The organism is Duganella guangzhouensis (assembly GCF_009674535.1).
GTDB lineage: Bacteria > Pseudomonadota > Gammaproteobacteria > Burkholderiales > Burkholderiaceae_D > Rugamonas > Rugamonas guangzhouensis.
In genome coordinates this window covers 157,884-181,521 of the sequence record NZ_WKJK01000006.1, presented here as the reverse complement: position 1 = coordinate 181,521, position 23,638 = coordinate 157,884, and the positions used below count along the sequence as shown (strand labels likewise).

23 protein-coding genes and 1 riboswitch are annotated in these 23,638 nt (G+C 62.5%); of the genes, 10 read left to right on the top strand and 13 right to left on the bottom strand.

What is annotated here, in order from left to right:
• Window positions 1–7: 7 nt before the first annotated feature.
• From hslU to GJ699_RS13375, 8 genes are all read right to left on the bottom strand, one after another.
• Window positions 8–1,342: an ATP-dependent protease ATPase subunit HslU gene (hslU, locus tag GJ699_RS13410; protein WP_154376950.1), complete on the bottom strand. Its 1,335-nt coding sequence runs from the start codon at window positions 1,340–1,342 to the stop codon at window positions 8–10.
• Complete coding sequence (hslV, locus tag GJ699_RS13405; protein WP_072788154.1) at window positions 1,339–1,881, bottom strand: ATP-dependent protease subunit HslV; 543 nt, start codon at window positions 1,879–1,881, stop codon at window positions 1,339–1,341. The genes hslU and hslV overlap by 4 nt, the downstream gene beginning before the upstream one ends.
• 69 nt (window positions 1,882–1,950) lie before the next feature.
• A complete protein-coding gene (locus GJ699_RS13400; RefSeq protein ID WP_154376948.1) occupies window positions 1,951–3,261 on the bottom strand; it encodes an STAS domain-containing protein in 1,311 nt (436 codons plus the stop codon).
• Between the two features lie 118 nt (window positions 3,262–3,379).
• The gene (gene dksA, locus GJ699_RS13395; protein ID WP_154376946.1) at window positions 3,380–3,823 is read right to left on the bottom strand and encodes an RNA polymerase-binding protein DksA; all 444 of its coding nucleotides are present in this window, start codon (window positions 3,821–3,823) and stop codon (window positions 3,380–3,382) included.
• 90 nt (window positions 3,824–3,913) lie between these two features.
• Window positions 3,914–4,987, bottom strand: a complete 1,074-nt coding sequence (locus GJ699_RS13390; protein ID WP_154376944.1) for a CobW family GTP-binding protein — start codon at window positions 4,985–4,987, stop codon at window positions 3,914–3,916.
• 129 nt (window positions 4,988–5,116) lie between these two features.
• Window positions 5,117–6,052, bottom strand: a complete 936-nt coding sequence (gene xerC, locus GJ699_RS13385) for a tyrosine recombinase XerC (protein ID WP_154376942.1) — start codon at window positions 6,050–6,052, stop codon at window positions 5,117–5,119.
• Between the two features lie 11 nt (window positions 6,053–6,063).
• Window positions 6,064–6,732, bottom strand: a complete 669-nt coding sequence (locus tag GJ699_RS13380; protein ID WP_154376940.1) for a DUF484 family protein — start codon at window positions 6,730–6,732, stop codon at window positions 6,064–6,066.
• A 115-nt stretch (window positions 6,733–6,847) separates the two neighbouring features.
• Window positions 6,848–7,900, bottom strand: coding sequence for a porin (locus GJ699_RS13375; RefSeq protein WP_154376938.1), 1,053 nt, complete (start codon window positions 7,898–7,900; stop codon window positions 6,848–6,850).
• Window positions 7,901–8,271: 371 nt separating this feature from the next.
• Here GJ699_RS13375 and GJ699_RS13370 point away from each other — a divergent pair, with 371 nt between their 5' ends.
• Window positions 8,272–9,702 (top strand): SEL1-like repeat protein, encoded by a 1,431-nt coding sequence (locus GJ699_RS13370; RefSeq protein WP_154376936.1) that lies wholly within the window; start codon window positions 8,272–8,274, stop codon window positions 9,700–9,702.
• 9 nt (window positions 9,703–9,711) lie between these two features.
• On the opposite strand, the gene dapF is transcribed toward GJ699_RS13370, so the two are convergent.
• Genes dapF through GJ699_RS13355 form a run of 3 tightly spaced genes read right to left on the bottom strand, consistent with a single transcriptional unit; the run spans window position 9,712 to window position 12,309 of the window.
• Window positions 9,712–10,575 carry a diaminopimelate epimerase gene (gene dapF / locus GJ699_RS13365; RefSeq protein WP_154376934.1) on the bottom strand — a complete coding sequence of 288 codons (864 nt, stop codon included), beginning with the start codon at window positions 10,573–10,575 and terminating at the stop codon, window positions 9,712–9,714.
• Between the two features lie 7 nt (window positions 10,576–10,582).
• A complete protein-coding gene (locus GJ699_RS13360) occupies window positions 10,583–11,458 on the bottom strand; it encodes an LpxL/LpxP family acyltransferase (RefSeq protein ID WP_154376932.1) in 876 nt (291 codons plus the stop codon).
• A complete protein-coding gene (locus GJ699_RS13355; RefSeq protein ID WP_154376930.1) occupies window positions 11,455–12,309 on the bottom strand; it encodes a lysophospholipid acyltransferase family protein in 855 nt (284 codons plus the stop codon). Before GJ699_RS13355 ends, GJ699_RS13360 begins: the two co-directional genes overlap by 4 nt.
• A gap of 174 nt (window positions 12,310–12,483) precedes the next feature.
• Here GJ699_RS13355 and metK point away from each other — a divergent pair, with 174 nt between their 5' ends.
• A complete protein-coding gene (gene metK / locus GJ699_RS13350; protein WP_154376928.1) occupies window positions 12,484–13,650 on the top strand; it encodes a methionine adenosyltransferase in 1,167 nt (388 codons plus the stop codon).
• Between the two features lie 128 nt (window positions 13,651–13,778).
• On the opposite strand, the gene GJ699_RS13345 is transcribed toward metK, so the two are convergent.
• Window positions 13,779–14,282 (bottom strand): hypothetical protein, encoded by a 504-nt coding sequence (locus tag GJ699_RS13345; protein ID WP_154376926.1) that lies wholly within the window; start codon window positions 14,280–14,282, stop codon window positions 13,779–13,781.
• Between the two features lie 25 nt (window positions 14,283–14,307).
• Window positions 14,308–14,376, top strand: a riboswitch (S-adenosyl-L-homocysteine riboswitch).
• Window positions 14,377–14,404: 28 nt separating this feature from the next.
• Between GJ699_RS13345 and ahcY the strand changes: the two genes are divergently transcribed.
• The 3 genes from ahcY to metF all read left to right on the top strand — a co-directional run bounded on the left by ahcY (window position 14,405) and on the right by metF (window position 17,072).
• Window positions 14,405–15,832: an adenosylhomocysteinase gene (gene ahcY, locus GJ699_RS13340; protein ID WP_154376924.1), complete on the top strand. Its 1,428-nt coding sequence runs from the start codon at window positions 14,405–14,407 to the stop codon at window positions 15,830–15,832.
• A 69-nt stretch (window positions 15,833–15,901) separates the two neighbouring features.
• Entirely contained in the window at window positions 15,902–16,258 is a 357-nt protein-coding gene (locus tag GJ699_RS13335; protein ID WP_154376922.1) for a phage holin family protein, read from the top strand.
• Window positions 16,245–17,072 carry a methylenetetrahydrofolate reductase [NAD(P)H] gene (gene metF / locus GJ699_RS13330; RefSeq protein WP_154376920.1) on the top strand — a complete coding sequence of 276 codons (828 nt, stop codon included), beginning with the start codon at window positions 16,245–16,247 and terminating at the stop codon, window positions 17,070–17,072. Before GJ699_RS13335 ends, metF begins: the two co-directional genes overlap by 14 nt.
• 8 nt (window positions 17,073–17,080) lie before the next feature.
• On the opposite strand, the gene GJ699_RS13325 is transcribed toward metF, so the two are convergent.
• A complete protein-coding gene (locus tag GJ699_RS13325) occupies window positions 17,081–17,665 on the bottom strand; it encodes a 5-formyltetrahydrofolate cyclo-ligase (RefSeq protein ID WP_154376918.1) in 585 nt (194 codons plus the stop codon).
• Window positions 17,666–17,695: 30 nt separating this feature from the next.
• On the opposite strand from GJ699_RS13325, the gene GJ699_RS13320 reads away from it, so the two are divergent.
• The 5 genes from GJ699_RS13320 to GJ699_RS13300 all read left to right on the top strand — a co-directional run bounded on the left by GJ699_RS13320 (window position 17,696) and on the right by GJ699_RS13300 (window position 23,636).
• Window positions 17,696–19,669, top strand: coding sequence for a lytic transglycosylase domain-containing protein (locus tag GJ699_RS13320; RefSeq protein WP_154376916.1), 1,974 nt, complete (start codon window positions 17,696–17,698; stop codon window positions 19,667–19,669).
• Between the two features lie 22 nt (window positions 19,670–19,691).
• A complete protein-coding gene (locus GJ699_RS13315; protein ID WP_154376914.1) occupies window positions 19,692–20,411 on the top strand; it encodes a glutathione S-transferase family protein in 720 nt (239 codons plus the stop codon).
• 4 nt (window positions 20,412–20,415) lie between these two features.
• On the top strand, window positions 20,416–21,672 hold the full coding sequence (locus tag GJ699_RS13310; RefSeq protein WP_154377318.1) for a multifunctional CCA addition/repair protein: 1,257 nt from the start codon (window positions 20,416–20,418) through the stop codon (window positions 21,670–21,672).
• A complete protein-coding gene (locus GJ699_RS13305) occupies window positions 21,669–22,343 on the top strand; it encodes a GNAT family N-acetyltransferase (protein WP_154376912.1) in 675 nt (224 codons plus the stop codon). The genes GJ699_RS13310 and GJ699_RS13305 overlap by 4 nt, the downstream gene beginning before the upstream one ends.
• Window positions 22,344–22,424: 81 nt before the next feature.
• Window positions 22,425–23,636, top strand: coding sequence for a S1C family serine protease (locus tag GJ699_RS13300; RefSeq protein ID WP_154376910.1), 1,212 nt, complete (start codon window positions 22,425–22,427; stop codon window positions 23,634–23,636).
• Window positions 23,637–23,638 lie beyond the last annotated feature (2 nt).

The window sequence follows — 23,638 nt, the reverse complement described above, 5'->3', positions numbered from 1 at the left end:
TTAGTCCTTACAGCACGTAGCGCGACAGGTCTTCGTTGACCGCCAGCGCATCCAGCCGCGCGTTGACATAAGCGGCGTCAACCGTGATGGTCTTGCCGCTGTCTTCGCTGGCGGTGAACGACAATTCTTCCAGCAGCTTTTCCATCACCGTGTACAGCCGGCGCGCGCCGATGTTTTCGGTGCGCTCGTTGACCGAATAGGCGATCTCGGCCAGGCGGGTGATGCCTTCCGGCGCGAACTCCAGCTGCACGCTTTCGGTCGCCAGCAGCGCTTCGTACTGCTTGGTCAGGCAGGCGTCGGTGCTGGTCAGGATGCGCTCGAAATCGGCGATCGACAACGACTCCAGTTCGACCCGGATCGGGAAGCGACCCTGCAGCTCGGGGATCAGGTCCGACGGTTTGGCCAGGTGGAAGGCGCCCGAGGCGATGAACAGGATGTGGTCGGTCTTGATCATGCCGTACTTGGTGTTGACGGTGGTGCCCTCGACCAGCGGCAGCAAATCGCGCTGCACGCCGGCGCGCGACACATCGGCGCCGCCGACTTCCGAACGCGACGCGATCTTGTCGATCTCGTCCAGGAACACGATGCCGTTTTGCTCGACGTTCTGGATCGCCTTCTGCTTCATCTCGTCTTCATTGACCAGTTTGGCGGCTTCCTCGTCCAGCAGCACCTTCATGGCTTCCTTGATCTTGACCTTGCGCGCTTTCTTGCGCTGGGCGCCGATGCCGGAGAACATCGACTTGATCTGCTCGGTCATTTCTTCCATGCCGGGCGGCGCCATGATTTCCATTTGCGGGCCGGTCTCGGCCAGTTCGATTTCGATTTCCTTGTCATCCAGCTCGCCCTGACGCAGACGCTTGCGGAAGGTCTGGCGGGTGCTGTCGTCCTTGGTCGGCTCGGCCGCCGATTGGGTGAAGCCGAAATCGCGCGCCGGTGGCAGCAGGATGTCCAGCACGCGGTCTTCGGCCGCGTCCTCGGCGCGCGCGCGCACCTTGGCCATCTCGGCCTGGCGGGTCTGCTTGACGCCAATGTCGATCAGGTCGCGGATGATGGTGTCGACGTCACGGCCGACGTAGCCGACTTCGGTAAACTTGGTGGCCTCGATCTTGATGAAGGGCGCATCGGCCAGCTTGGCCAGGCGGCGCGCGATCTCAGTCTTGCCGACGCCGGTCGGGCCGATCATCAGAATGTTTTTCGGCGTGATTTCATGGCGCAGCGGTTCCTCGACTTGCTGACGCCGCCAGCGGTTGCGCAAGGCGATGGCCACCGCCTTCTTGGCCTTGCCCTGGCCAACCACGTGTTTGTCGAGTTCGCCGACGATTTCCTGTGGGGTCATGTTCATGCTGGATCCAGTGTTTCAATGATGTGGTTCAGATTGGTGTAGATGCACAGCTCACCGGCGATGGTCAGTGATTTTTTGACGACTTCCGCCGGCGACAGTTCCGTGTTCTCTACCAGTGCCTTGGCGGCCGATTGCGCGTAGGTGCCGCCTGAGCCGATGGCGCCGACGCCATCTTCCGGCTCCAGCACGTCGCCGTTGCCGGTGATCACCAGCGTCGACTCGGCGTCGGCCACCAGCAGCATCGCTTCCAGACGGCGCAGCACGCGGTCGGTGCGCCAGTCCTTGGCCAGCTCCACCGAGGCGCGCAGCAGGTTGCCCTGGTGTTTCTCCAGCTTGCCTTCGAAGCGGTCGAGCAGGGTGAAGGCGTCGGCGGTGCCGCCGGCGAAGCCGACCAGGACCTTGCCCTGATACACCTTGCGCACCTTGCGGGCCGTGCCCTTCATGACGATATTGCCCAGCGTAACCTGGCCGTCGCCGCCCAGCGCGACCTGCTTGCCGCGACGCACGCACAGGATGGTGGTGCCGTGAAATTGTTCCATAGTTACCTCAAAGTAATGATGCAGACTGCGTCAAAACAGAAAAGTGGGGCCGGGAACCGAAATTGCAAGTTAGTACTTATGGGGATAGATGCGCGCCAACGAAGCGTAACCCAGCAATCTTAACAGCGCCGTGACCAGATGGTTCACGTCGCGGAAGGCGATTTTGCGGCCCGCCTCGAAGCCGGCCAGCACGCCGTGCAACTGCAGCGCGCAGGCATAGTCGATGCGCGTCAGGCGCGAGCAGTCGAACACCAGCGCCGGATATTCGTCAGCATACTGCTGTATTGCCGGTAGTAAAGCGCCGAGTTGGTTTTCTATGATCGGCGGCAACATGAAGCGGTCAGGCGAGGCCGATACGTGTTGCGCCGGCGCCATCGCCACCTTGTGCGGCGGCGTGAATGAGGGCGGCGAGACTTCAAACGTCACGCAGTAATCCATGGCGGTGTGCTCGAATTCGCGTTCGCGGTTTTGCAATTGCAGTAATTCCAGCAACAGTAGCCAGGGCGCTTCGCCATCGTCGCGGCGCCCCACCGCGATGCCGTCGCGCAGCCGGGTCGCCAGCGCCGGTGCGCCGACCAGGATCAGTTCGCGCTGCTGAGCCTGCAGTTGGCGCAGCGCGTCCAGCAGCAGCGCGCAGCCGTCGGCCGCGATGTCAGTGACGCGGCTGAATTCCAGCCGCAGCACCGGATTGTCGACCGCCAGCTGGCGCAGCCGTTCCAACTGCGGCGCGATATGCTGGTCCAGCGCGCCGGCCAGGGCGGCGGTCGGCGTCAGGCCGGCCCAGTCGGGCGAGGCGGCCGCCAGCGCGGCCGGCGCGTTCCATGGCGGCGGCGAGGTTTCAAAGGTGCTGGCGTAATCGATCGACAGGTTGTCGAAGGCGGCTTGCTGGCCGCTCACCTGGTACAGGTCGAACAACATCCACCAGGTGGTGCGGTCGCTATTGAGGCGGTTGGCCTCGGCCACCGCTGCCGCCAACATGGCTTGCGCCACCGCTTGCTGACCGTTGGCATAGAGGATGGCGATTTCTTCCACCACCGGCGCGCTGTCGTCGGCCGTCACCACCGGCAAGGCCTCGTCGTCCAGCAGCAGGGTGGTGGGGAAGTCGCCCAGGTCATCGTCGTTGCTGGCAGCGCTGGTCGCGGCCGTAGCCGGGCGGGGCGGGCGTTGGCTGCCCCAGGCTGGCTCCGGCTGGTTGAAGATGTCGGCTTCCATCGCCGATTCAATCGCGTCTATCTTCATCGCGGTGGCGCGCGCGATCTCGCGCTGGCGCGCCGCCTGCTGCTGACGCTCCACCTCGCTATTGGCGGCCAGCCGCGCCGCTTCGTCGTCGGTGAGCGGTGGCAGCGTGTCGGCCTTCTTGAAGATAGAGAACAATCCCATAGCAGCCTAGTGTAGCCGGAAGCGGTGTTTTTGCCCCATTACGTATCGGATGGGTAAGGAAAATTTACGTAAAAAAAGCACGCGGGGTCAGGCGCGTGCTTGTTTGGGCGGGGCGGGATTAGTCGCCGTACAACTTCTGCTTCAGTTCGCGGCGCTGCTGGGCTTCCAGCGACAGCGTGGCGGTTGGACGGGCGATCAGGCGCGGAATGCCGATCGGCTCGCCGGTTTCCTCGCACCAGCCATAGTCACCTTCGTCGATGGCGACGATGGATTGCTGCACTTTCTTCAGCAGTTTGCGCTCGCGGTCACGGGTGCGCAGTTCCAGTGCGTGCTCTTCCTCGATGGTGGCGCGGTCGGCCGGGTCCGGCACCAGCACGGTTTCGCGCAGGTGTTCGGTGGTTTCGCCGGCGTTTTTCAGCAGTTCTTTTTCCAGGGCTTGCAGCTTGGCCTTGAAGAACGCCATTTGCGCGGGATTCATATAGTCCTTGTCATCCATCTTCAGAATTTCTTCTTCGGTCAGGATGCGCTCGGCTGCGGGGGTCGATTTATTAGTTTTGGTCATAACTTCGCTTACCTTCGATACGACAGAGTTTTCACATTAATCAGCCCGGGTTTTGTGGCTTTTTAGCCATCCCCACAAAACCCGGATAGTTTATACCAGACATTGTTCTAAACCGCTAATAAAGATGTCTTTGGGCAGATTTTTACCAATAAATACCATTTTGCTGCCACGAACGTCGTTTTCCCCCCATTTGGCGCCCAGATCGCTACCCATGATCTGGTGCACGCCCTGGAACACTACCTTGCGATCAGCGTCCTGCATGAACAATACGCCTTTGTAGCGCAGCATGCGAGGGCCGTACACATTGATCAGACCGCCGAGGAACTCGTCCAGCTTGGCGGTGTCGAACGGGCGGTTGCTTTTGAACACGAAGGCGGCGATGTCGTCGGTGTGATGGCTGTGGTGGTGGTCGTGGTGATCGCAATGCTCACCATGTTCGTGGTCGTGCTCGTGGTGATGGTGGCCGCAGTGCTCGTCGTGGACGTGGCCTTCGTCGTGGGTCTGTTCGGTCAGCAGGAAGTCCGGGTCCAGCTCCAGCTTGTCGTTGAGGTTGAAGCCTTTCAGGTCCAGCACTTCGGCGATCGGGGCGCGGCCGAAGTCGGACTTGCTGATCGGCGCGCGCGGGTTGATGCGGTTCAGGCGGGCGGTCAGCGCGGCCACTTGTTCTGCGCTGACCAGGTCGGTCTTGGACAGCAGGATCTTGTCGGCAAAGCCGACCTGGCGCTGGGCTTCCTCGTGTTGGTCGAGCTGGTCCATGGCGTGGCGGGCATCCACCACGGTGACCACCGCGTCCAGCATGTAGTTAGCGCCCACTTCTTCGTCAACGAAGAAGGTCTGCGCCACCGGGCCGGGATTGGCCAGGCCGGTGGTCTCGATCACCACGCGGTCGAACTGGATTTCGCCGGCCTCGCGCTTTTGCGCCAGGCTGCCCAGCGCCAGGATCAGGTCGCCGCGCACGGTGCAGCAGATGCAGCCATTGTTCATTTCCACGATTTGCTCGCGGCTTTCCTGCACCAGGATTTCATTGTCGATGTTTTCCTGGCCGAACTCGTTTTCAATGACGGCGATGCGCATGCCGTGATCTTCCTGCAGGATGCGGTTGAGCAAAGTCGTCTTGCCAGCGCCCAGGAAGCCGGTAAGGATGGTGGTGGGAATCATAGCCATGTGCGTCTGCCGTAGTGTTAAGGGGGAACCCTATATGGGGTTCAAATGCGTAAATGCAATCGGGCGATTATGCCGGAATTTTTCCGGCACCTGCAATTCGTCCGATTGAGCAATCTCAGTACCGCCGCGCTACTTCAGTTTAGCGCGGGGGTGGGCCTTGTCGTAGACCTCGGCCAGATGCTGGAAATCCAGCGCGGTGTAGACCTGGGTCGAGGCGATGCTGGCGTGACCCAGCATGTCCTGCACCGCGCGCAGGTCGCCCGATGATTGCAGCACATGCGAGGCGAACGAGTGGCGCAGCATGTGCGGATGGACGTGCACCGGCGCGCCGTGCGTCAGCGCGTGCTGCTGCAGCCGTTGCTGGATCACGCGCGGCGACACCCTGGTGCCGCGCTGGCTGAGGAACAGGGCGTCGCTGCCGTCGCTGGGCGCGGGTCGCACCGCCAGCCAGGCGTGCAGCGCGTCCATGGCGGCGCCGCCGACCGGCACCGTGCGCCGCTTGTTGCCCTTGCCGGTGACGATGACTTCGCGGTTGTCCAGCTCGACCCAGCCGGGACTGGTCTTGGCCGGCGTGCGGTCCAGGCTGGCCAGCTCGGACACCCGCAGGCCGCTGGAATACAGCAGTTCGAACATGGCGCGGTTGCACAGCTCGGCCGGCTCGGGCGTGGCGCCGGCCGTTGGCCGCGCTGGCGCCACCAGTTGCACCGCGTCATCCACCGACAGCGCGCGCGGCAGCGTTTTGGCGCGTTTTGGCGGGCGCACGCCCTGCACTGGATTGGCGGCCAGCGGCATCTGCTCGCTGAGCCAGTTGAAATAGCCGCGCCAGCTGGACAGCTTGCGGGCGATCGAACGCGGATCGAGTTGCTGCGCGTGCAGCTTGGCGGTGTAGCGGCGGATCGCGTGCTGGTCGAGCTGCGGCCAGGCGGTGTCAGCGCTCAGCGCGGCCAGTTCCTGCAGGTCGCGCGCGTAGGCGGCCACGGTGTGCGGCGACAGCTGGCGCGCGCCGCGCACATGGGTCAGGTAAGCGTCGATCCAGGCCAGCTTGCTGTCTGGAGCGGCGCTCATGGCGTCGGCGCTCAGGCCAGCAGCCAGGCCAGCGCGGTGCTGGCGGTTTCGCCGATGTGGACCAGGAAGTCGGTCGCCATCAGCGAGGTGAAGCGCGTGGCATCCTGCGAACCCATGATCAGCAGGCCGAAGGCTTGCTTGTCGCCCGGCTTGCGCAGCGGGATGATGACGGTGGACACCACGGCCGACGCATCGTCCAGCCAGCGCACCGCTTCAAAGTCCTTGTTGGCGCCGCAGTACGGGGCCAGCAGGCTGTTGGCGAAGATGCGGGCATCTTCCGACACGCCTTTGACGAACCACTCGTCGCTGTAATCCGGCGCCGCGCCCCAGATGCGCAGGGTGACTTGCGGCACCTCGAACGCGCTCTTCAGGCCGCTGGTGACGGCGTGCGGCATCGAGCCCACGTCTTCCGATTGCAGCAGGATCTGGGTCCAGCGGTGGAACTTGTTGGCGATGGCTTCGTTTTCCGAGGCCAGGCGCATCAGGTTGCTCATGCGCAGTTCCAGCGCTTTGTATTTGTCGCGCAACACTTCCATCTGGCGTTCCTGCAGCGACACGGCGCGGCCGGTCAGCGGGCTGGACAGCTTGATTTCACCCAGCAAGTCAGCGTGCTCTTCGAAGAACTGTGGGTGGTCGGTCAGGTATTGCGCTACGAGCGTGGAATCCAGTGGGGCGGTCATTGAGGTCGTGTCTATGCGAGGTTGGTGTGCAATTTTAAACGAAAAAAAACGGACATGGTGACACCATGTCCGTGATCCCCTAACTCACACGGGCAGTTCTGGGCGACTGCTCAATTCAGAAGTTGTGGTGAATGCCGAGACTGTAGTAATTGAAGGTGGTGGCCGGCGTGATTTTCTTGCGCGTGCCATCCACGTACAGATAGGTGCGTGGCGACAGATTGTAGTCGTAGCCCAGCGAGAATTGCTTGGTCTTGGCGATGGTCGGGCTGTTGAGCACATTGTCCGGCGTCTTCTGGCCGAAGCCGGCGCGCCACATGCCGAGGCCGACGTTCCAGTTGGCGCCGATCATCCAGGCTTTGGTGACCGGGTTGATGGGCAGGCTGTAGTCCTGATTCTGGCGCTGGTAGGTGGCCATCAGCTTGAGCTCGCTGATCGGTTTGTACGAGGTGCCCACCGACCACAGCTTGGTGGCCACGGCGTTGCGCTCGGCCGCCAGGTAGGCCGCGAACGGGCCCTGGGTGGCGGTGGCGGATACCGAGTACGGATACTTGGGCGCCATGCTGTTGGCCGGGAACTGCGGCGCGGCGGTGGTGCCACGGCCGACGATGGCCGGATTATTGTTGGCTTCCTTGGTGCTGACGGTCAGGTTCAGCTGGAAGATGTTGGCGAACACCGGCGAATTGTAGAACACCGCGTTGGAAAAGCGGTTGGCCGAGTTGCCGGCCACGCTCAGCGGATCGCTGGTGTAGCCGGCCACTTGCAGGTCGGTCTGATAACCGGCCACGGCGGGCATGCCGGACCACGGTTCAAAGGCGGTGCTGGTTTCCTGCCACGCGGTCAGGCCGCGCCCCAGGCGCACGGTGCCGAAGTCGCCTTGCAGGCCAACCCGGCTCTGGCCCTGGAACAGCGGCCGCACGGTGCTTTCGATGGCGCCGGTGTCTGGCTCGTAGCGGATCTCCAGCTGGAACAAGGCTTTCAAGCCATTACCCAGATCTTCCACGCCGCGAAAGCCAAGCTTGTTGTTATCGCGTTTGCCGACGGCGGTGACATCGGTATCGGTGCGCCGCGAAATGCCGGCATCCAGCGTGCCATAAATGGTTACGGACGATTGCGCATAGGCGCCGCTAAACGCGCCCATCAGAGCCAGAGCCACCAAAGATTTCTTCATGGGTTCTTCCTTTGTAAGTGTCATCATCCCCGCCGCTGCGTGACCGCCGGTTGCTAAGCACCTTAATTGCTCGTTGCGTCAATTGCGCTGGAATGGTCGATTGTGACGGCTTGTTTTGGTCGAAAGCCGTGGAACCATGGCTTCTTGTTGTATTTTTGAAACGCCGTTTTTGCTTTCATCGGGGCATCAAAACAGCTCTAGCGTACAAGCCATGCAGGGGGGCATCGCTTGTGGCAAATCAAGCCGACACGCATATTGTTTATGGTGTGGCGCGGATCGCACGCTACACTTAGATTCATAAGACGCCGCAGACACAGAGACAACTGAGCGGCTCGCCCCCTTTCGCTAAATCGCATTTTTATAAAGAGACGATGGCCAATCGAGAAGAGTTAGGGATCATACGTGGCGCCCGCGCGGGAGACGCGGACTGCCAACTGGCGCTGGGCAAGCTCTACTTGTTCGGCGGCGCCGGCCTGCCGCTCAACGTGCCGACCGCGCTGCACTGGCTGCGCCGCGCCGCGCAGCAGCAGCGGGACGAAGCCTGGCAATTGATCGGCGCCCACATTCCATTCGACGTTGCCCGCCACAGCCTGGCCGAAGTGCTGCCGTGGTATCAGCGCGCCTGCGATGCCGGCGTTGCCGCCGCCGCGCCGGTACTGCAGCAACTGCTTGCCTTGCGGGCGCAGCAGGACGGCTGCCAGGCGCCGCCGCCAGACACGCGCAGCGTGGCGCCGCCGCCACGCCGGCCACATCCGCTGTCGCACAACGACCACGTCATCGCGCCGGAACAGCACGCGCAGCTGGAACGGCTGTGGCAACGCGACCACGGACTGTTTTTGCAACAGGCGCGCTTGCTGTTGCAGCTGCTATTGCAAGCAGCGCCGGCCGATGCGGAAGCGGCGCGCGCCAGCGACTGGCAGGCCGGGCCACAACAACTGAGCTTGCTGGCGCGCTGCGCCGAACTGTTGGCGCCGGGCGATATCGATGCCGAGCTGCAGCATTGCCGCGAGCTGGCGGCGCACTGTGGCGAGCGCAACGCCCAGCTGGCGCTGGGCCTGTGGTTTGCGCGCATGGATGGCGACGGCAAGCGTTTGAGTCACGGCATTGCCGCCGTCAACTTCAAGCGTGCTATCCGCTGGCTGACGCTGGCCGGAGAGCAGGGGCTGGCCGAAGCCTGGTTCGCGCTGTCGCGCATTTATCTGAAGCCGGAGTTCTCGCAACGCTGCGTGGCGGAGGCGCAAGCTTATCTGGAGCGCGCGGCCGAGATGGGGCATTGCGGCGCGCAGCTGGAATGCGGCATGTATGCGTGGCGCAACCGCCGCACCGATGAGCTCAGCGACGTGCGCGCCGCCTACTGGCTGCAGAAGGCTGCCGCGCAAGGCTGCACCGAAGCGGAAACGGCGCTGGCGCGGGTGGCGGCGCCGCCCAAGGAAGCCGGCTGGATCGCCAGCATCGTTACTTGCCTGACACGGGAATTGCTGGAGAGCCAACCGTTGCTGGCGGCGCGACTGGAGTTGGCCACGCTGTTCGGCCTCAGTCGCGCCGAAGCCTTGCTGCTGGATGTGAACGCGGCCGACCAGGGCCATTGTCTGGTGGTGGATATCCGCGCCAGCTATGGCCGCGGCAAGCGCCGGCTGGTGCTGCTGCGCACCGCGCGCGAGCGGCAGGCGCTGGACCGCATCGTGCGCTTGTTTGAATCGATCGACAGCGGTCCGGATGGATTGGAAGGGAACTACCGCCAGCGCCTGTATCGTCTGAAGACCTGGCTGCCGGCGGCGGATGACGACTTGCTGGCCGCTTAAATTGCGCGCTTAAATCTCGATTTCGCCTTCAAACACGGTGACGGCCGGGCCGGTCAGCAACACTGGCTGGCCTTCGCCGGCCCAGGCGATCGACAGCTGGCCGCCGCGCGCATCGACGCGCACCGGGCTGTCCAGCAAACCGCGACGAATGCCGGCCACGGCGGCCGCGCAGGCGCCGGTGCCGCAGGCCAGCGTTTCGCCCACGCCACGTTCGAACACGCGCAGTTTCACGTGCTGGCGGTTGATGATTTGCATGAAGCCGGCGTTGACGCGGTTGGGGAAGCGCGCATGATGCTCGATCAGCGGCCCGGTCAATTCCACCGGCGCGGTCTCGACATCGGCCACCACCTGCACCGCGTGCGGGTTGCCCATCGAGACGGCGGAAATCAGCACGCTTTCACGCGTGCCGCCCAGTTCCAGCAGCAGCGGCCACAGCGTGTCATTGCCTTGCTGCTCACCTTGCAAGCCGTCGGCGTCAAACGGTACGCGGCCCGGTTCCAGGATCGGCGCGCCCATGTCGACCGTGATCGAGCCGTTGGCCTCCAGTCGCGGCGCGATCACGCCAGCCTTGGTTTGCACCGTGATCGATTGCTTGTCGGTCAGACCTTTTTCCGAAACGAACTTCACGAACGCGCGCGAGCCATTGCCGCACTGCTCCACTTCGCCGCCGTCGGCGTTGAAGATGCGATAGCGGAAATCGCAACCGGCTTCGGTTGGCGGTTCGACCAGCAGGATCTGGTCGGCGCCGACGCCGAAGCGGCGGTCGCCCAACAGCTTCCATTGCGTGGGCGTGAAATCGATGTGCTGGTTGACGCCGTCGATGACCACGAAGTCATTGCCGGCGCCGTGCATTTTGGTGAATTTCAGTTTCATGGTCAGATTATTTTTGATACAGCGAAGGCTCGCCGTTAGGGCGGGTCTTGAAGCGTTTATGGGTCCAGAAGTATTCGGCCGGCGCCTCGCGCACGCGCTCTTCGATGAATTGGTTCATGCGACGGGTGGCGGCCACCATGTCGTCACCCGGGTAATTGTCCCACACCGGATAGAATTTCACACGCCAGCCTTGGTAATTGGGCAGGAAGGTGGCGATCACCGGCATCACTTGCGCGCCGGTGGTGGCGGCGATGCGCGCGGTGGCGGTCAGCGTGGCCGCTTCCACGCCGAAGAACGGCACGAATTCGGCATCCTTCTCGCCGAAGTCCATGTCCGGCAGCATGAAGTAGGGCAGCCGGTCGCGCAGCGCGCGCAGAATCGGCTTGATGCCGTCCTGGCGGGTGAACAGCTTGACCGGCTTGAAGCGGGCACGGCCGGCGCGCAGCACCTGGTCGAAGGCCGCATTCTTTTGCGTTACATACATCGACGAGGCGCTGGCTTCCATCGCGATCGAGGCGCCGGCCACGTCCAGGCAGACGAAGTGCGGGCACAGCAGGATGGTTGGTTTGTCGGTCATGGTCGCCACTGGAATCACGCCGTCCGGGTCGAGCTGCATCAGCCGTTTCAGGCGCGCCTCCGAGGCCCACCACAAAATCGAGCGCTCCCACACGCTGCGCGAGTACGCCTGAAAATGGCGGTGGGCGATATCGCGCCGCTCGGCCTCGCTCAGTTCCGGCATGCACAGCCGCAGATTGGTCAGCGCGATCTTGCGCCGCGCCGGCATGGCGATGAACAACAGGCTGCCGATGGCATTGCCAAAGCGGCCCAGCACCGGCAGCGGCAACCAGTGCAGCAGCCACATCAGTCCTAACAGGAATTTCATGCTTGTTCTCCCGCCGTGGTGGGCGCGGCTATGCCGTGCGGCACCTTGTAGCGGTTGTAGCTCCAGTAATATTGCGACGGGTTGCGGGCGATCAGGCGTTCCATGGCGTGGTTGATGGCCTGCGCCTGGGCGGCGCTGTCGCCGTCCAGCGTGCCGTCAAAGGGCACGAAGCGTATCACATAGCCACGTCCGCCGGGCAGGCGTTCGGCGTAGGTGACGATGATGGTGGCGTCGCCCAGGATCGCCAGCTTGGCCGGCAAGGTCATGGTGTAGGCGTTGCGGCCGAAGAAGGTGGCCCACACGCCTTCGCCCTCCTGCGGCACCTGGTCCGGCAGCACGCCGACCGGCTGGCCCTTTTTGAGGAACTTGGCCAGCATCCGCACGCCGGACATATTGGCTGGCGCCAGCAGCAGATTGTCGCGCGCGCGGGCGCCCTCGATCAACGGCTTCAGCGCTTCTTTTTTTGGTGGCCGGTACATCACCATCAGCTCGTTGCGCAGCGCGATTTCCTGCGCCACGATTTCAAAGCAGCCCAGGTGTGGCGTCATGAACACGATGCCGTGGCCGGCGTCCAGCTCCTTTTGCACCAGTTCCCAGTTTTCCAGCGTGGCGTGGCGCGACACCCGGGCCGGATCGGCGCACCAGATGAAGGGCAGTTCGAACATGCTTTTGCCGGCTTCGGCGACGGCGGCCGGCAGGTGCTGGCTAAAGCCGGCCTGGCGCATATTGTCGCGCATGCGGCGGCGGTACGATGGCGAAGCCCAGTACACGACCCAGCCCAGCGCGGCGCCCAGCGCGTGCAGGAATGACAAGGGGAAAATCGACAAAAAGCGGAAAATAGGAACCAGCATGTGGATGTTGTGCCTGTGTGAGAAGCAAGTTTTTTCAAAAAAGCGTAAAATACCACGATAGCAGTAGCCGCTGAGTTAATGACAACTTGCGATGCGGGATACAAATGTCGCTAAAGCGTCGCAAGCCGTGTTGGTATGCGACCAGTATTATTCACACCATATCAGGAGCTTGCGATGTCTAATGATTATCTTTTCACCTCGGAATCCGTCTCGGAAGGTCACCCAGACAAGGTAGCTGACCAAATTTCCGACGCCATCCTCGACGCGATTCTGGCCCAGGATCCCAAAGCCCGTGTTGCCGCTGAAACTCTGTGCAACACCGGTCTGGTGGTGCTGGCTGGTGAAATCACCACCCACGCCAACGTTGATTATATTCAAGTCGCGCGCGAAACCATCAAGCGTATCGGTTACGACAATACCGACTACGGCATCGACTACAAGGGTTGCGCCGTGCTGGTGGCTTATGACAAGCAATCGCCCGACATCGCCCAGGGCGTGGACGAAGGCGCCGGTATCGATCTGGACCAGGGTGCTGGCGACCAGGGTCTGATGTTCGGTTACGCTTGCGACGAGACCGCCGAGCTGATGCCAGCCGCGATCCACTACGCGCACCGTCTGGTCGAGCGCCAGTCGCAGCTGCGCAAGGATGGCCGTCTGCCATGGCTGCGTCCGGATGCCAAGTCGCAAGTCACGCTGCGTTATGTGAATGGCCGTCCGGTGGCGGTGGATACCGTGGTGCTGTCGACCCAGCACGCGCCGGAAATGCTGCACAAGCAGATTGAAGAAGCGGTGATCGAAGAGATCATCAAGCCGGTGCTGCCGAAAGAGTGGCTGCAGGACACCAAATACCTGGTCAACCCGACCGGCCGTTTCGTTATCGGCGGCCCGCAGGGCGATTGCGGTCTGACCGGCCGCAAGATTATCGTCGACACCTACGGCGGCGCATCGCCACACGGTGGTGGCGCGTTCTCCGGTAAAGATCCATCCAAGGTTGACCGTTCGGCTGCTTATGCGGCGCGTTATGTGGCCAAGAACGTGGTGGCGGCGGGTCTGGCGCGTCAGTGCCAGGTGCAAGTGTCGTACGCGATTGGCGTGGCGCGTCCGATCAACATCACGGTCTACACCGAAGGCACCGGCGTGATCCCGGACGAGAAAATCGCTCAGCTGGTACAAGAACACTTCGACCTGCGTCCAAAAGGCATCGTGCTGATGCTGGACCTGCTGCGTCCGATCTACGCCAAGACCGCCGCTTACGGCCACTTCGGCCGCGAAGAGCCGGAATTCACGTGGGAACGCACCGACAAGGCCGCCATCCTGCGCGCAGCAGCCGGCCTGAAGTAATCCGCCCGCATCAGATAAAACGCCCCGGCATGCCGGGGCATTTTCATTTGTGGATCATGTCGGCCGCTTTGGCGGCGGCGGAATAGGATTTGGCGGATCGTATTTCCGCCTCGGGTCGTTTTCTTTGATCATGATGATCCTAATGTCCGGTTGAGTGCGGCCTGTGTTTTTGTGCGCAGGGCTTGAGTCAATAGCAGATCATGCACAAACATATTTGATTCTGCTCCAAATTTGTTGCGCAACGCCAGCAGATCCTTTTCAAATTCTTCGATACCGAAGTCGGTATGAATCTTCATCCGCAAAATCATGGAGCCAATCTCGGTGTCCAGATTTCCGAGCGCAGCGACAGATGTGGCATGCATTTTCAGCGTTTCAGCAACGTTCAATTGCTTGGATATGATTGCCAGCAACGCACTGGTGGATGTGAACATCGGCCATAGAAAAGTATAGTCGCTATTTTTCCAGAATACGAGTCCGGCCAGCGCGGCGCCGCCGGATGCGATGGCGACCGCTATTTTGGTAATGCTATCGAGCCATACCCAACGTGCGTAGGCGCCGCATAAAAAATCAAGCCTAGCGCGGTGATACGCAGTGGTTTTGAGCTGGCGCAAATGGGAGGATTTTGTCGCCATGCGGACATAACGATGCTAGAATGCACGCTCCGAGGAGCGCTGCGACGAACTAGCTTTCGCCAGGCTCGGAGATCCCCAACCGCGCTCACGTTACTTTTTTCAACACATGAAAGGAGGGCGTGATGAACGCCGTACTCAAATCCGCTCAAGATTACCTGGTTGCCGATATCTCGCTGGCACCATGGGGTAACAAAGAAATCAAGATTGCCGAAACCGAAATGCCTGGCCTGATGGCCATCCGCGAAGAATTCGCCGCGGCCCAGCCGCTGAAAGGCGCGCGCATCACCGGTTCGCTGCACATGACCATCCAGACCGCCGTGCTGATCCAGACGCTGGAAGCGCTGGGCGCCGACGTCCGCTGGGCTTCGTGCAATATCTACTCGACCCAGGACCACGCCGCCGCCGCCATCGCCGCCAACGGCACTCCGGTGTTCGCGATCAAAGGCGAAACCCTGGACGAATACTGGGACTATACCCACCGCATCTTCGAGTGGCCAGCGGACGCCGCCGGCAACCCGGTCTACTCCAACATGATCCTGGACGACGGCGGCGACGCCACCCTGCTGCTGCACTTGGGCGCGCGCGCTGAAAAAGATATCTCGGTACTGGCCGCACCTGGCTCGGAAGAAGAAATCTGCCTGTTCAACGCCATCAAGACCCACCTGGCGAAAGATCCGGCCTGGTACTCCAAGCGTCTGCCGCACATCCTGGGCGTGACCGAGGAAACCACCACCGGCGTGCACCGCCTGTACCAGATGCACAAGGAAGGCAAGCTGGCTTTCCCTGCGATCAACGTCAACGACTCGGTCACCAAATCGAAATTCGACAACCTGTACGGTTGCCGCGAATCGCTGGTGGACGGCATCAAGCGCGCCACCGACGTGATGATCGCTGGCAAGATCGCCGTCATCGCCGGTTATGGTGACGTCGGCAAGGGCTCGGCGCAAGCCATGCGCGCGCTGTCGGCGCAAGTATGGGTCACCGAGATCGATCCGATCTGCGCGCTGCAAGCCGCGATGGAAGGCTACCGCGTGGTGACCATGGATTACGCCGCTGAACACGGCGACATCTTCGTTACCTGCACCGGCAACTATCACATCCTGACCGAAGAGCACATCCTGAAGATGAAGGACCAGGCCATCGTCTGCAACATCGGCCACTTCGACAACGAGATCGATGTTGCCGCGCTGAAGAAGTACACCTGGGAAAACATCAAGCCGCAAGTGGATCACGTGATCTTCCCGAACGGCAAGCGCATCATCCTGCTGGCCGAAGGCCGTCTGGTCAATCTGGGTTGCGGTACCGGTCACCCTTCGTACGTGATGTCGTCGTCGTTCGCGAATCAGACCATCGCCCAGATCGAGCTGTACGCCAACACCGCGAAATATCCGGTCGGCGTGTACGTGCTGCCTAAGCACCTGGACGAGAAAGTGGCGCGCCTGCAGCTGAAGAAGCTGAACGCGCAACTGACCGTGCTGACCGAAGAGCAAGCGGCCTACATCGGCGTGACGCAAGCAGGTCCGTACAAGCCAGACCACTACCGTTATTAATCGACGGACATGAGGCGGGGCCGGATGGCCCCGCTTTTTTCTGTAGCCTTTTTGCAGCGAGTCTTATCCATGCGTTTGGTCCTTACCTGGTTAATCAATGCAGTTGCCTTGCTGGCAGTGCCTTACCTGATGCATTCCGTCGATGTCACAAGCATAGGCGCAGCCCTCGTCGCGGCTCTCGTCCTGGGCCTGGTCAATACGCTGATACGCCCCGTCCTGTTATTACTGACTTTACCGGTGACCTTGTTGTCGCTGGGCCTGTTCATCTTCATCCTCAACGGCTTTATGTTCTGGCTGGTGGCGCAATGGGTGGACGGTTTCCACGTCGATAGCTTCCTGTCGGCCATCGGTGGCGCTGTGTTGTACAGTATTATTTCCTGGGCTTTGTCGACCTTACTTCTGAAGAAACAAGATGGACAATCCTAATTTCAGTATCGAATTCTTTCCGCCGAAGACGGCGGAAGGCGCGGAAAAGCTGCGCGTCACGCGCGCCAAGCTGTCCGAGCTCAAGCCTAAATATTTTTCGGTGACGTTTGGTGCCGGCGGCACCACCCAGCAGGGCACGCTGGACACCGTGGTTGAAATCCTGGCCGCTGGCGAAGACGCCGCGCCCCACCTGTCCTGCGTCGGCGGCACCCGCGACTCGATCCGCCAGATCCTGGCCGATTTCAAATCGCACAACATCAAGCGCATCGTCGCGCTGCGCGGCGACCTGCCGAGCGGCTACGGCGCGGCTGGCGAGTTCCGTTATGCCAATGAGCTGGTGGCATTCATCCGCCAGGAAACCGGCGATCATTTCCACATCGAAGTGGCGGCCTATCCGGAAGTGCACCCGCAGGCCAAATCGCCGCAGGATGACCTGCTGGCCTTCGAACGCAAAGTGAAAGCCGGCGCCAACGCTGCCATCACCCAGTACTTCTACAATGCCGACGCCTATTTCCAGTTCGTCGAGCAGACCCGCAAGCTGGGCATCGACGTGCCTATCGTGCCCGGCATCATGCCGATCACCAACTACACGCAGCTGATGCGCTTCTCCGATATGTGCGGCGCCGAGATCCCACGCTGGGTACGCCTGAAGCTGGCCAGCTTCGGCGACGACACCGCGTCGATCAAAGCCTTCGGCCTGGACGTGGTGACCGGCCTGGCCGAACGCCTGCTCCAGGGCGGCGCGCCCGGCCTGCACTTCTACAGCATGAACCAGGCCGCAGCCACCACCGCGTTGTGGCAGCGACTGGTTTAAGCTGATTCCTAAGCTGACTCGGTCACGATGCGGTCCAGCGCCACATCGTGACCATCGCTGTCGAAGCGCACCTGCAGACATTGATAGGCGATGCCCAGCGTCTGCGGGCGCGGCGCGCGCGCCAGCGTGCGGTCGTAAAAGCCGCCGCCATAACCCAGTCGATAGCCTTGCGGGCTGTAACCCAGGCAAGGCACCAGCAGCGCTGGCGGATATGCGGCCTGTAGCCGCAAGTCGGCCGGCACCGCCACTCCCATCGCATCCTTGACCATCGGCTCGCCGATGCGCCACTCGGCAAACTCCAGCGCCGCATCTTTGGCCACCACCACTGGCAGCAGCAGACGCGCACCGAGGCGCGCCAGTTCGGCATAAGCCGGATGCAGATCCGGTTCGTCGCGCAGCGGCCAGTACACGCCCAGCGCCGCCGGTTGTGTCGCCCGCCACCAGTCCACCACCTGTGTGCCGATCGCGTGGTCCCAGGCGGCGCGCGTGGCGCTGTCGATGGCGCGCCGCGCGGTCAGCAATTGCTTCCGCAAATCCGCCTTGCGGGCTGGTGATTGGGCATCGCTGCGTGGTATTCTAGGGTCGCTGGTCATATTTGGTTCAAGACTTTAGAGAGTTGCACTTTGATTTCTGCTTCGAAATGGATTGCCGGCGCCTTCGTCGTTGCCTTTACCTCGCTTGCCCATGCCGACGACATCAGCGCAGATAACCGCAGGGACGACGATAGCTTCCTGCTGTTGCGCGACGCTGTACGCCAGGACGATGCCAGCAAAGCGGATTTCTACGCCGCCCGCCTGACCGATTACGCGATTCCATCCTACGTCGATTATTATCGACTGAAATCGCATTTGAAGGATGCCACGCCGGACGATTTCCGCGCCTTCTTCAAACGCTACGAAGGCCAGGCCATCGTCGACCGCCTGCGCAACGACTGGCTGCTGGAGCTGGGCCGCAAGCGCGACTGGGCCAACTTCGACGAGCAACTGCCGCTGTTCGTGCTGAATGACGATACCCAGGTCAAATGCTACGCGCTGATCTCGCGCGCGCTCAAGGGCCAGAAAGTGGCCGACGACGCGCGCGCGCTGCTGACCTCTCCATCGGTGTACGGCCAGCCCTGCGCCGACCTGATCGCCACGCTGTACCAGAACGGCCAGTTCAACACCGACGACCTGTATGCGCAACTGCGCTTGTCCGGCGAGTTCAATGCCACCGGCCAGGCGCGCCGCATTGTCGCGCTGCTGGACGGACCGGAAAAGAAAGCGGTGCAAGCGGTCGACCTGCCGGCGGTGGCGGCGGCCAAGGGCATCGGCGCCAGCAAGGTGGAACATCAGATTTACATCGTCGCCATCGGCCGCCTGGCCAAGACCAGCATCAAGCTGGCGACCATGGCGCTGAACAAGGCGGCGCCGAAAATGTCGGCGCTGGAGCAGCAGGAAGCGTGGGCGGCGATCGCGCTGCAATCGTCGTACACGCTGGCGCCGGAAACCAGCGATTACTGGAAGCGCTCCAACGGCGCGCCGCTGTCGATCGACCAGATCCAGTGGAAGACCCGCATCGCGCTCCGTAACGGCGACTGGAAGCAGGTCGAGAACAATATCCGCGCCATGCCGTCCGCGCTGCGCGGGGAGCAGACCTGGGTCTACTGGCTGGGCCGCGCGCTGATGGCGCGTGACGGCGTCACCAGCCAGCCGACCGGCGAGGCGCTGCAGCTGTTGCGCAGCATCTCGGACCAGTCCAACTACTACGGCCAGCTGGCGCTGGAGGAAACCGGCAAGCTGATTACCATTCCGGCGCCGGGCGCGCCGATCACGCCGGCCGAGATTGCGCCGATCGCCAACAATCCCAACTTCCAGCGCGCGTTGAAGTTCTTCAGCATGCGTCTGCGCTTCGAAGGCACGCGCGAATGGAACTGGGGCTTGCGCGGCATGAGCGAGCGCGAACACCTGGCCGCAGCAGAATACGCGCGCCAGAACAATATCCTCGACCGCATGGTGAATACCTCCGAGCGGACCCGTATCCAGGTCGATTACACGCAGCGCTTCCCGTCGCCGCACAACGACATCATGCATCCGGCCACGCAGACGCTGGGCCTGGATAAAGCCTGGGTGTATGGCCTGATACGGCAGGAATCGCGCTTCATCATGGACGCGCAATCGCACGTCGGCGCTTCGGGCCTGATGCAGGTGATGCCGTCCACCGGCCGCTGGGTGGCCAAGAAAATCGGCCTGACCGACTTCGCGCAGGAGATGCTGAGCGATATCCGTTACAACATCATGCTGGGCACGAACTACCTGAATATGGTGCTGGGGAATATGGACGGCAACGAGGTGCTGGCCACCGCCGCCTACAACGCCGGGCCGGGTCGCTTGCGCACCTGGCGCGCCACGCTGGTCAAGCCGATGGATAGCACCGTGTTCATCGAATCGATCCCGTACGCGGAGACCCGCACCTACGTCAAGAACGTGATGTCGAACGCCACCTACTACGCCGTGCTGTTCGAAGGCCGGCCACAATCGCTGAAAGCGCGCCTGGGCAATGTCTCGCCCAAGGGTTATACCGAACAGGAAGAGCAGGAAACCAGTTTCGGCCCGCGCTGATTAACACCATACAGGAAACGTCATGCAGACTACCCAACTCGATCCCAGCCTGTCGCAAACCCTGGCCGCCGCGCGCTCGCCCGGCCTGACCCTCGTCATCGGCAACAAGAACTACTCGTCGTGGTCGATGCGGCCGTGGGTGGCGATGGTCGCTTTCGGCATTCCGTTCCAGGAAGTGCGCGTGCTGCTGGACCGCGACGACACCGCCAACCGCATATGCAGCTATTCCGCCTCGGGCCGGGTGCCGGTGCTGCTGGCTGGCGAAGAGATGACGATCTGGGACAGCCTGGCTATCTGCGAATATCTGGCCGAGCAGTTCCCCGAGCTGCATCTGTGGCCGCAGGACGTGGCGGCGCGCGCCATCGCGCGTTCGGTGTGCGCCGAGATGCACGCCGGCTTCAGCGACCTGCGCAACTCGATGTCGATGAATATTCGCGGCAGCTATCCGGGCAAGGGCCGCACGCCGGGCACCCAGGCCGACATCGGCCGCATCAGCGAAATCTGGGAAGAGTGTTTGTCGCGCTTTGGTCACCACCAGTTCCTGTTCGGAGAATTCTCGATCGCCGACGCTTATTATGCACCGGTGGTGATGCGCTTCCGCACTTACGGCGTGACGCTGGCGCCGGCGCTGGACGCCTACTGCCAGCGCGTGCTGGCGCATCCGGCGGTGGCGCGCTGGGTCAGCGAGGCGTTGGCCGAAACCGAAACGGCGCCCAAGCACGACGCCGAAATGCCGGACTAAGATGATGCGGACTTACGTTGTCGGCGGCGCGGTACGCGATGCGCTGCTTGGCCTGCCGGTCAAGGATCATGACCATGTGGTGGTGGGTGCCACGCCGGATCAGATGATCGCCCAAGGCTTCCGCCCGGTGGGCAAGGACTTCCCGGTGTTCCTGCATCCGCAGACGCAGGAGGAATACGCGCTGGCGCGCACCGAGCGCAAGACCGCGCCCGGCTACAAGGGCTTTGTGTTCCACACTTCGGCCGACGTCACGCTGGAAGAAGATCTGGTGCGGCGCGATCTCACCATCAACGCCATCGCCCGCGCCGACGATGGCACGCTGACCGACCCGTATGGCGGCCAGCGCGACATCGAACAGCGCGTGTTCCGCCATGTCTCCGATGCCTTCGCCGAAGACCCGGTACGCATCCTGCGACTGGCGCGCTTTGCCGCGCGCTTCAGCGATTTCACGGTGGCCCCGGAAACCAACGCGCTGATGAAACAGATGGTGGCCGATGGCGAGGTCGACGCGCTGGTGGCGGAACGCGTGTGGCAGGAATTGTCGCGCGGGCTGATGGAACACAAGCCATCGCGCATGTTCGAAGTGCTGCGCGATTGCGGCGCCCTGGCGCGCATCCTGCCGGAGCTGGACGCGCTGTGGGGCGTGCCGCAGCCGGAGCAATGGCATCCGGAGATCGACACCGGTGTGCATGTGATGCAGGTGGTCGATTGCGCGGCCGCGCTGGAGCGCGAGCTGCCGGTGCGTTTCGCCAGTCTGATGCACGATCTGGGCAAGGCGGTGACGCCATCCGACAAATGGCCATCGCATCACGGCCACGAAGAACTGGGCATCAAGCTGGTGGAGCAGCTGTGCAAGCGCCTGCGGGTGCCGACCGACTGTCGCGACCTGGCGGTGATGACCACGCGTGAACACGGCAACGTCGGCCGTGCGCTGCAGCTGCGCGCCAACACCATCGTCAAGCTGTTCGAACGTTGCGACGGCTTCCGCAAGCCGGCGCGCTTCACGCAAATGCTGCAGGCCACCGAGTGCGATTCGCGCGGCCGCATCGGTCCCAATGCCAGCTTTGCCGACAAGCCGTTCCCGCAGATGGAGCATCTGGAGCGCGCGCTGGCGGCGGCACGTGGCGTCAACGCCGGCGAGATCGCCGCCGCCTGCGCCGAACAACCGCAGCGCATTCCCGAGCGCGTGCACCAGGCGCGCGTGGCTGCGGTCAAGGCCGCGCTGTCGCTGCCCGATGAGGATGACGGGGCGCCGGCATGAATTCGTCCGACCTGTTCCAGAATCCCCTGCGCCGCTGGGGACGGGACAAGGACGGCAAACGCCGGCCGACGGTGCCGGTGAAGGAACTGCGCGAACGTGACCGGCGCCGCATGCTGCGTCATTTCATGGAGCTGGAAGACAGCGACCGCCTGCTGCGTTTCGGCTCGGTGCTGCCGGACGAGCAGGTGGAGGCTTACGTCAAGCGCATCGACTTCTCGCGCGACATGGTGTTTGGCGTCTACAACCGGGTGTTCCGATTGGTGGCGGTTGGCCATCTGGCGTTTGCGCCGCGCGATGAGAAGAACAGCGCCACCGAGAAGGAGCGGGTGGCGGAGTTTGGGGTCTCGGTCAATAAATCGGCGCGCGGCCTGGGCGTCGGCTCGCGGCTGTTCGAGCGCGCCGCCATCCACTGCCGCAACAACGACGTCGACACGCTGTACATGCACTGCCTGTCGTCCAACAAAACCATGATGCACATCGCGAAGAAGGCCGGCATGGAAATCCACCGCGACTACGGCGAGGCCGACGCCTACCTCAAGCTGCTGCCGGCCGATCCGGCCAGCATGCTGCAGGAAGCGCTGCACGAACAGTTCGCGGTGCTGGACTACACCCTCAAAGCCAACAAACGCATCGCCTCCAAGTGGCTGGGCCGGCTGTTTCGCCGCAAATAAGCAACCTTACCAATCTGCAATGATTTGAGAATATCATTGAGATAATATTGTGGAATCACAACAATATCTCAGGGATCTCGATTGAAATCGCTCACCAGCCTGCTTGCCGCCGCGCTCCTGGCGGCCGTGCCCCTGGCCCACGCCGCCACGCCAATCAATGTGTCCGCCGAAGGTTTGACCAAGACCGCCCAGTTGAAAAACTGGCGCGTGACGATACAGCCGCCGTTCAAGATCGGCACGGTGTCGCGCGGCTTGTTCTGCAATGGCGCGACCGATATGACGTACAACAAAACCTATGACCAGTACCTGACGCGTCGCATGGTCGAGGTGTTCCAGGAGCGCTCCACCGCGCTGGGCTATCCGCGCTACGCGGCCGACGATTCGGCGTTTGCCAGCCCCACCGCCAGCAATGGCGCCGACTACCGTGTCGGCTTCTCGCTGAACGCCATGAGCAACAACATCTGCGTCACCGCACCGGAAATGAGCGGCACCTCGTCGGTGACGCTGAAGGTCGAACTGTTCTCCAACCAGTTGCAGAAAGTGGTGTACTCGCGAGCGATCGACGCCAGCTACAGCTCGGACAGCAAGATCAAGGAAAACCAGTTCTACGACAATCTGATGACCAATGTTGTGAACCAGCTGTTTGCCGATCCTGCGTACGTCGATGCGTTCCGCGACAAGGCACCGGTGCCGGTGACGGTCGCGCTGGAACCACTGGCGGTGAAGAACGGCGCCAAGCCCAAGGAAAACGTCAAGACCAACTCCAAGGGACTGCTGAGCGCCGTGGTGACGGTGGAGAATGCGGGCGTCAGCGGCTCCGGCTTCTACATCGGCCGTGATGGCTATGTGATCTCGAACCAGCACGTGGTGGGGGACGCCAAGTTTGTGCGCATCCGCATGCTGGGCGGTTACTCGGTGCCGGGCGAGGTGCTGCGCACCGATACCGCGCGCGACGTGGCGCTGATCAAGACCGACATTGAACCGCCGGTGCCGATGTTCGTGCGCCAGACCATCGCCAAGACCGGCGATGAGGTGTATGCGATTGGCTCGCCATTTGGCGCGGCGCTGAGCAGCACCGTGACGCGCGGGGTGTTCAGCGGCGTGCGCAAATTCGATGAGCAGACCTATATCCAGAGCGATGTCGCCATCAATCCTGGCAACAGCGGCGGCCCGCTGGTGGATGCGGACGGTGGCCTGATCGGCATCGCCGCCCGCAAGGCCGACGCCGCCGGCATCGGCCTGTTCATCCCGATTGGCGAGGCGCTGCAAAAGCTGGGCCTCAACCTGCAATAAGG

Excerpts from the sequence above, each read along its gene's own strand:
- hslU (WP_154376950.1), bottom strand. The coding sequence starts at position 1,342 with ATGAACATGACCCCACAGGAAATCGTCGGCGAACTCGACAAACACGTG.
- hslV (WP_072788154.1), bottom strand. The coding sequence starts at position 1,881 with ATGGAACAATTTCACGGCACCACCATCCTGTGCGTGCGTCGCGGCAAG.
- GJ699_RS13400 (WP_154376948.1), bottom strand. The coding sequence starts at position 3,261 with ATGGGATTGTTCTCTATCTTCAAGAAGGCCGACACGCTGCCACCGCTC.
- dksA (WP_154376946.1), bottom strand. The coding sequence starts at position 3,823 with ATGACCAAAACTAATAAATCGACCCCCGCAGCCGAGCGCATCCTGACC.
- GJ699_RS13390 (WP_154376944.1), bottom strand. The coding sequence starts at position 4,987 with ATGGCTATGATTCCCACCACCATCCTTACCGGCTTCCTGGGCGCTGGC.
- xerC (WP_154376942.1), bottom strand. The coding sequence starts at position 6,052 with ATGAGCGCCGCTCCAGACAGCAAGCTGGCCTGGATCGACGCTTACCTG.
- GJ699_RS13380 (WP_154376940.1), bottom strand. The coding sequence starts at position 6,732 with ATGACCGCCCCACTGGATTCCACGCTCGTAGCGCAATACCTGACCGAC.
- GJ699_RS13375 (WP_154376938.1), bottom strand. The coding sequence starts at position 7,900 with ATGAAGAAATCTTTGGTGGCTCTGGCTCTGATGGGCGCGTTTAGCGGC.
- GJ699_RS13370 (WP_154376936.1), top strand. The coding sequence starts at position 8,272 with ATGGCCAATCGAGAAGAGTTAGGGATCATACGTGGCGCCCGCGCGGGA.
- dapF (WP_154376934.1), bottom strand. The coding sequence starts at position 10,575 with ATGAAACTGAAATTCACCAAAATGCACGGCGCCGGCAATGACTTCGTG.
- GJ699_RS13360 (WP_154376932.1), bottom strand. The coding sequence starts at position 11,458 with ATGAAATTCCTGTTAGGACTGATGTGGCTGCTGCACTGGTTGCCGCTG.
- GJ699_RS13355 (WP_154376930.1), bottom strand. The coding sequence starts at position 12,309 with ATGCTGGTTCCTATTTTCCGCTTTTTGTCGATTTTCCCCTTGTCATTC.
- metK (WP_154376928.1), top strand. The coding sequence starts at position 12,484 with ATGTCTAATGATTATCTTTTCACCTCGGAATCCGTCTCGGAAGGTCAC.
- GJ699_RS13345 (WP_154376926.1), bottom strand. The coding sequence starts at position 14,282 with ATGGCGACAAAATCCTCCCATTTGCGCCAGCTCAAAACCACTGCGTAT.
- ahcY (WP_154376924.1), top strand. The coding sequence starts at position 14,405 with ATGAACGCCGTACTCAAATCCGCTCAAGATTACCTGGTTGCCGATATC.
- GJ699_RS13335 (WP_154376922.1), top strand. The coding sequence starts at position 15,902 with ATGCGTTTGGTCCTTACCTGGTTAATCAATGCAGTTGCCTTGCTGGCA.
- metF (WP_154376920.1), top strand. The coding sequence starts at position 16,245 with ATGGACAATCCTAATTTCAGTATCGAATTCTTTCCGCCGAAGACGGCG.
- GJ699_RS13325 (WP_154376918.1), bottom strand. The coding sequence starts at position 17,665 with ATGACCAGCGACCCTAGAATACCACGCAGCGATGCCCAATCACCAGCC.
- GJ699_RS13315 (WP_154376914.1), top strand. The coding sequence starts at position 19,692 with ATGCAGACTACCCAACTCGATCCCAGCCTGTCGCAAACCCTGGCCGCC.
- GJ699_RS13310 (WP_154377318.1), top strand. The coding sequence starts at position 20,416 with ATGCGGACTTACGTTGTCGGCGGCGCGGTACGCGATGCGCTGCTTGGC.
- GJ699_RS13305 (WP_154376912.1), top strand. The coding sequence starts at position 21,669 with ATGAATTCGTCCGACCTGTTCCAGAATCCCCTGCGCCGCTGGGGACGG.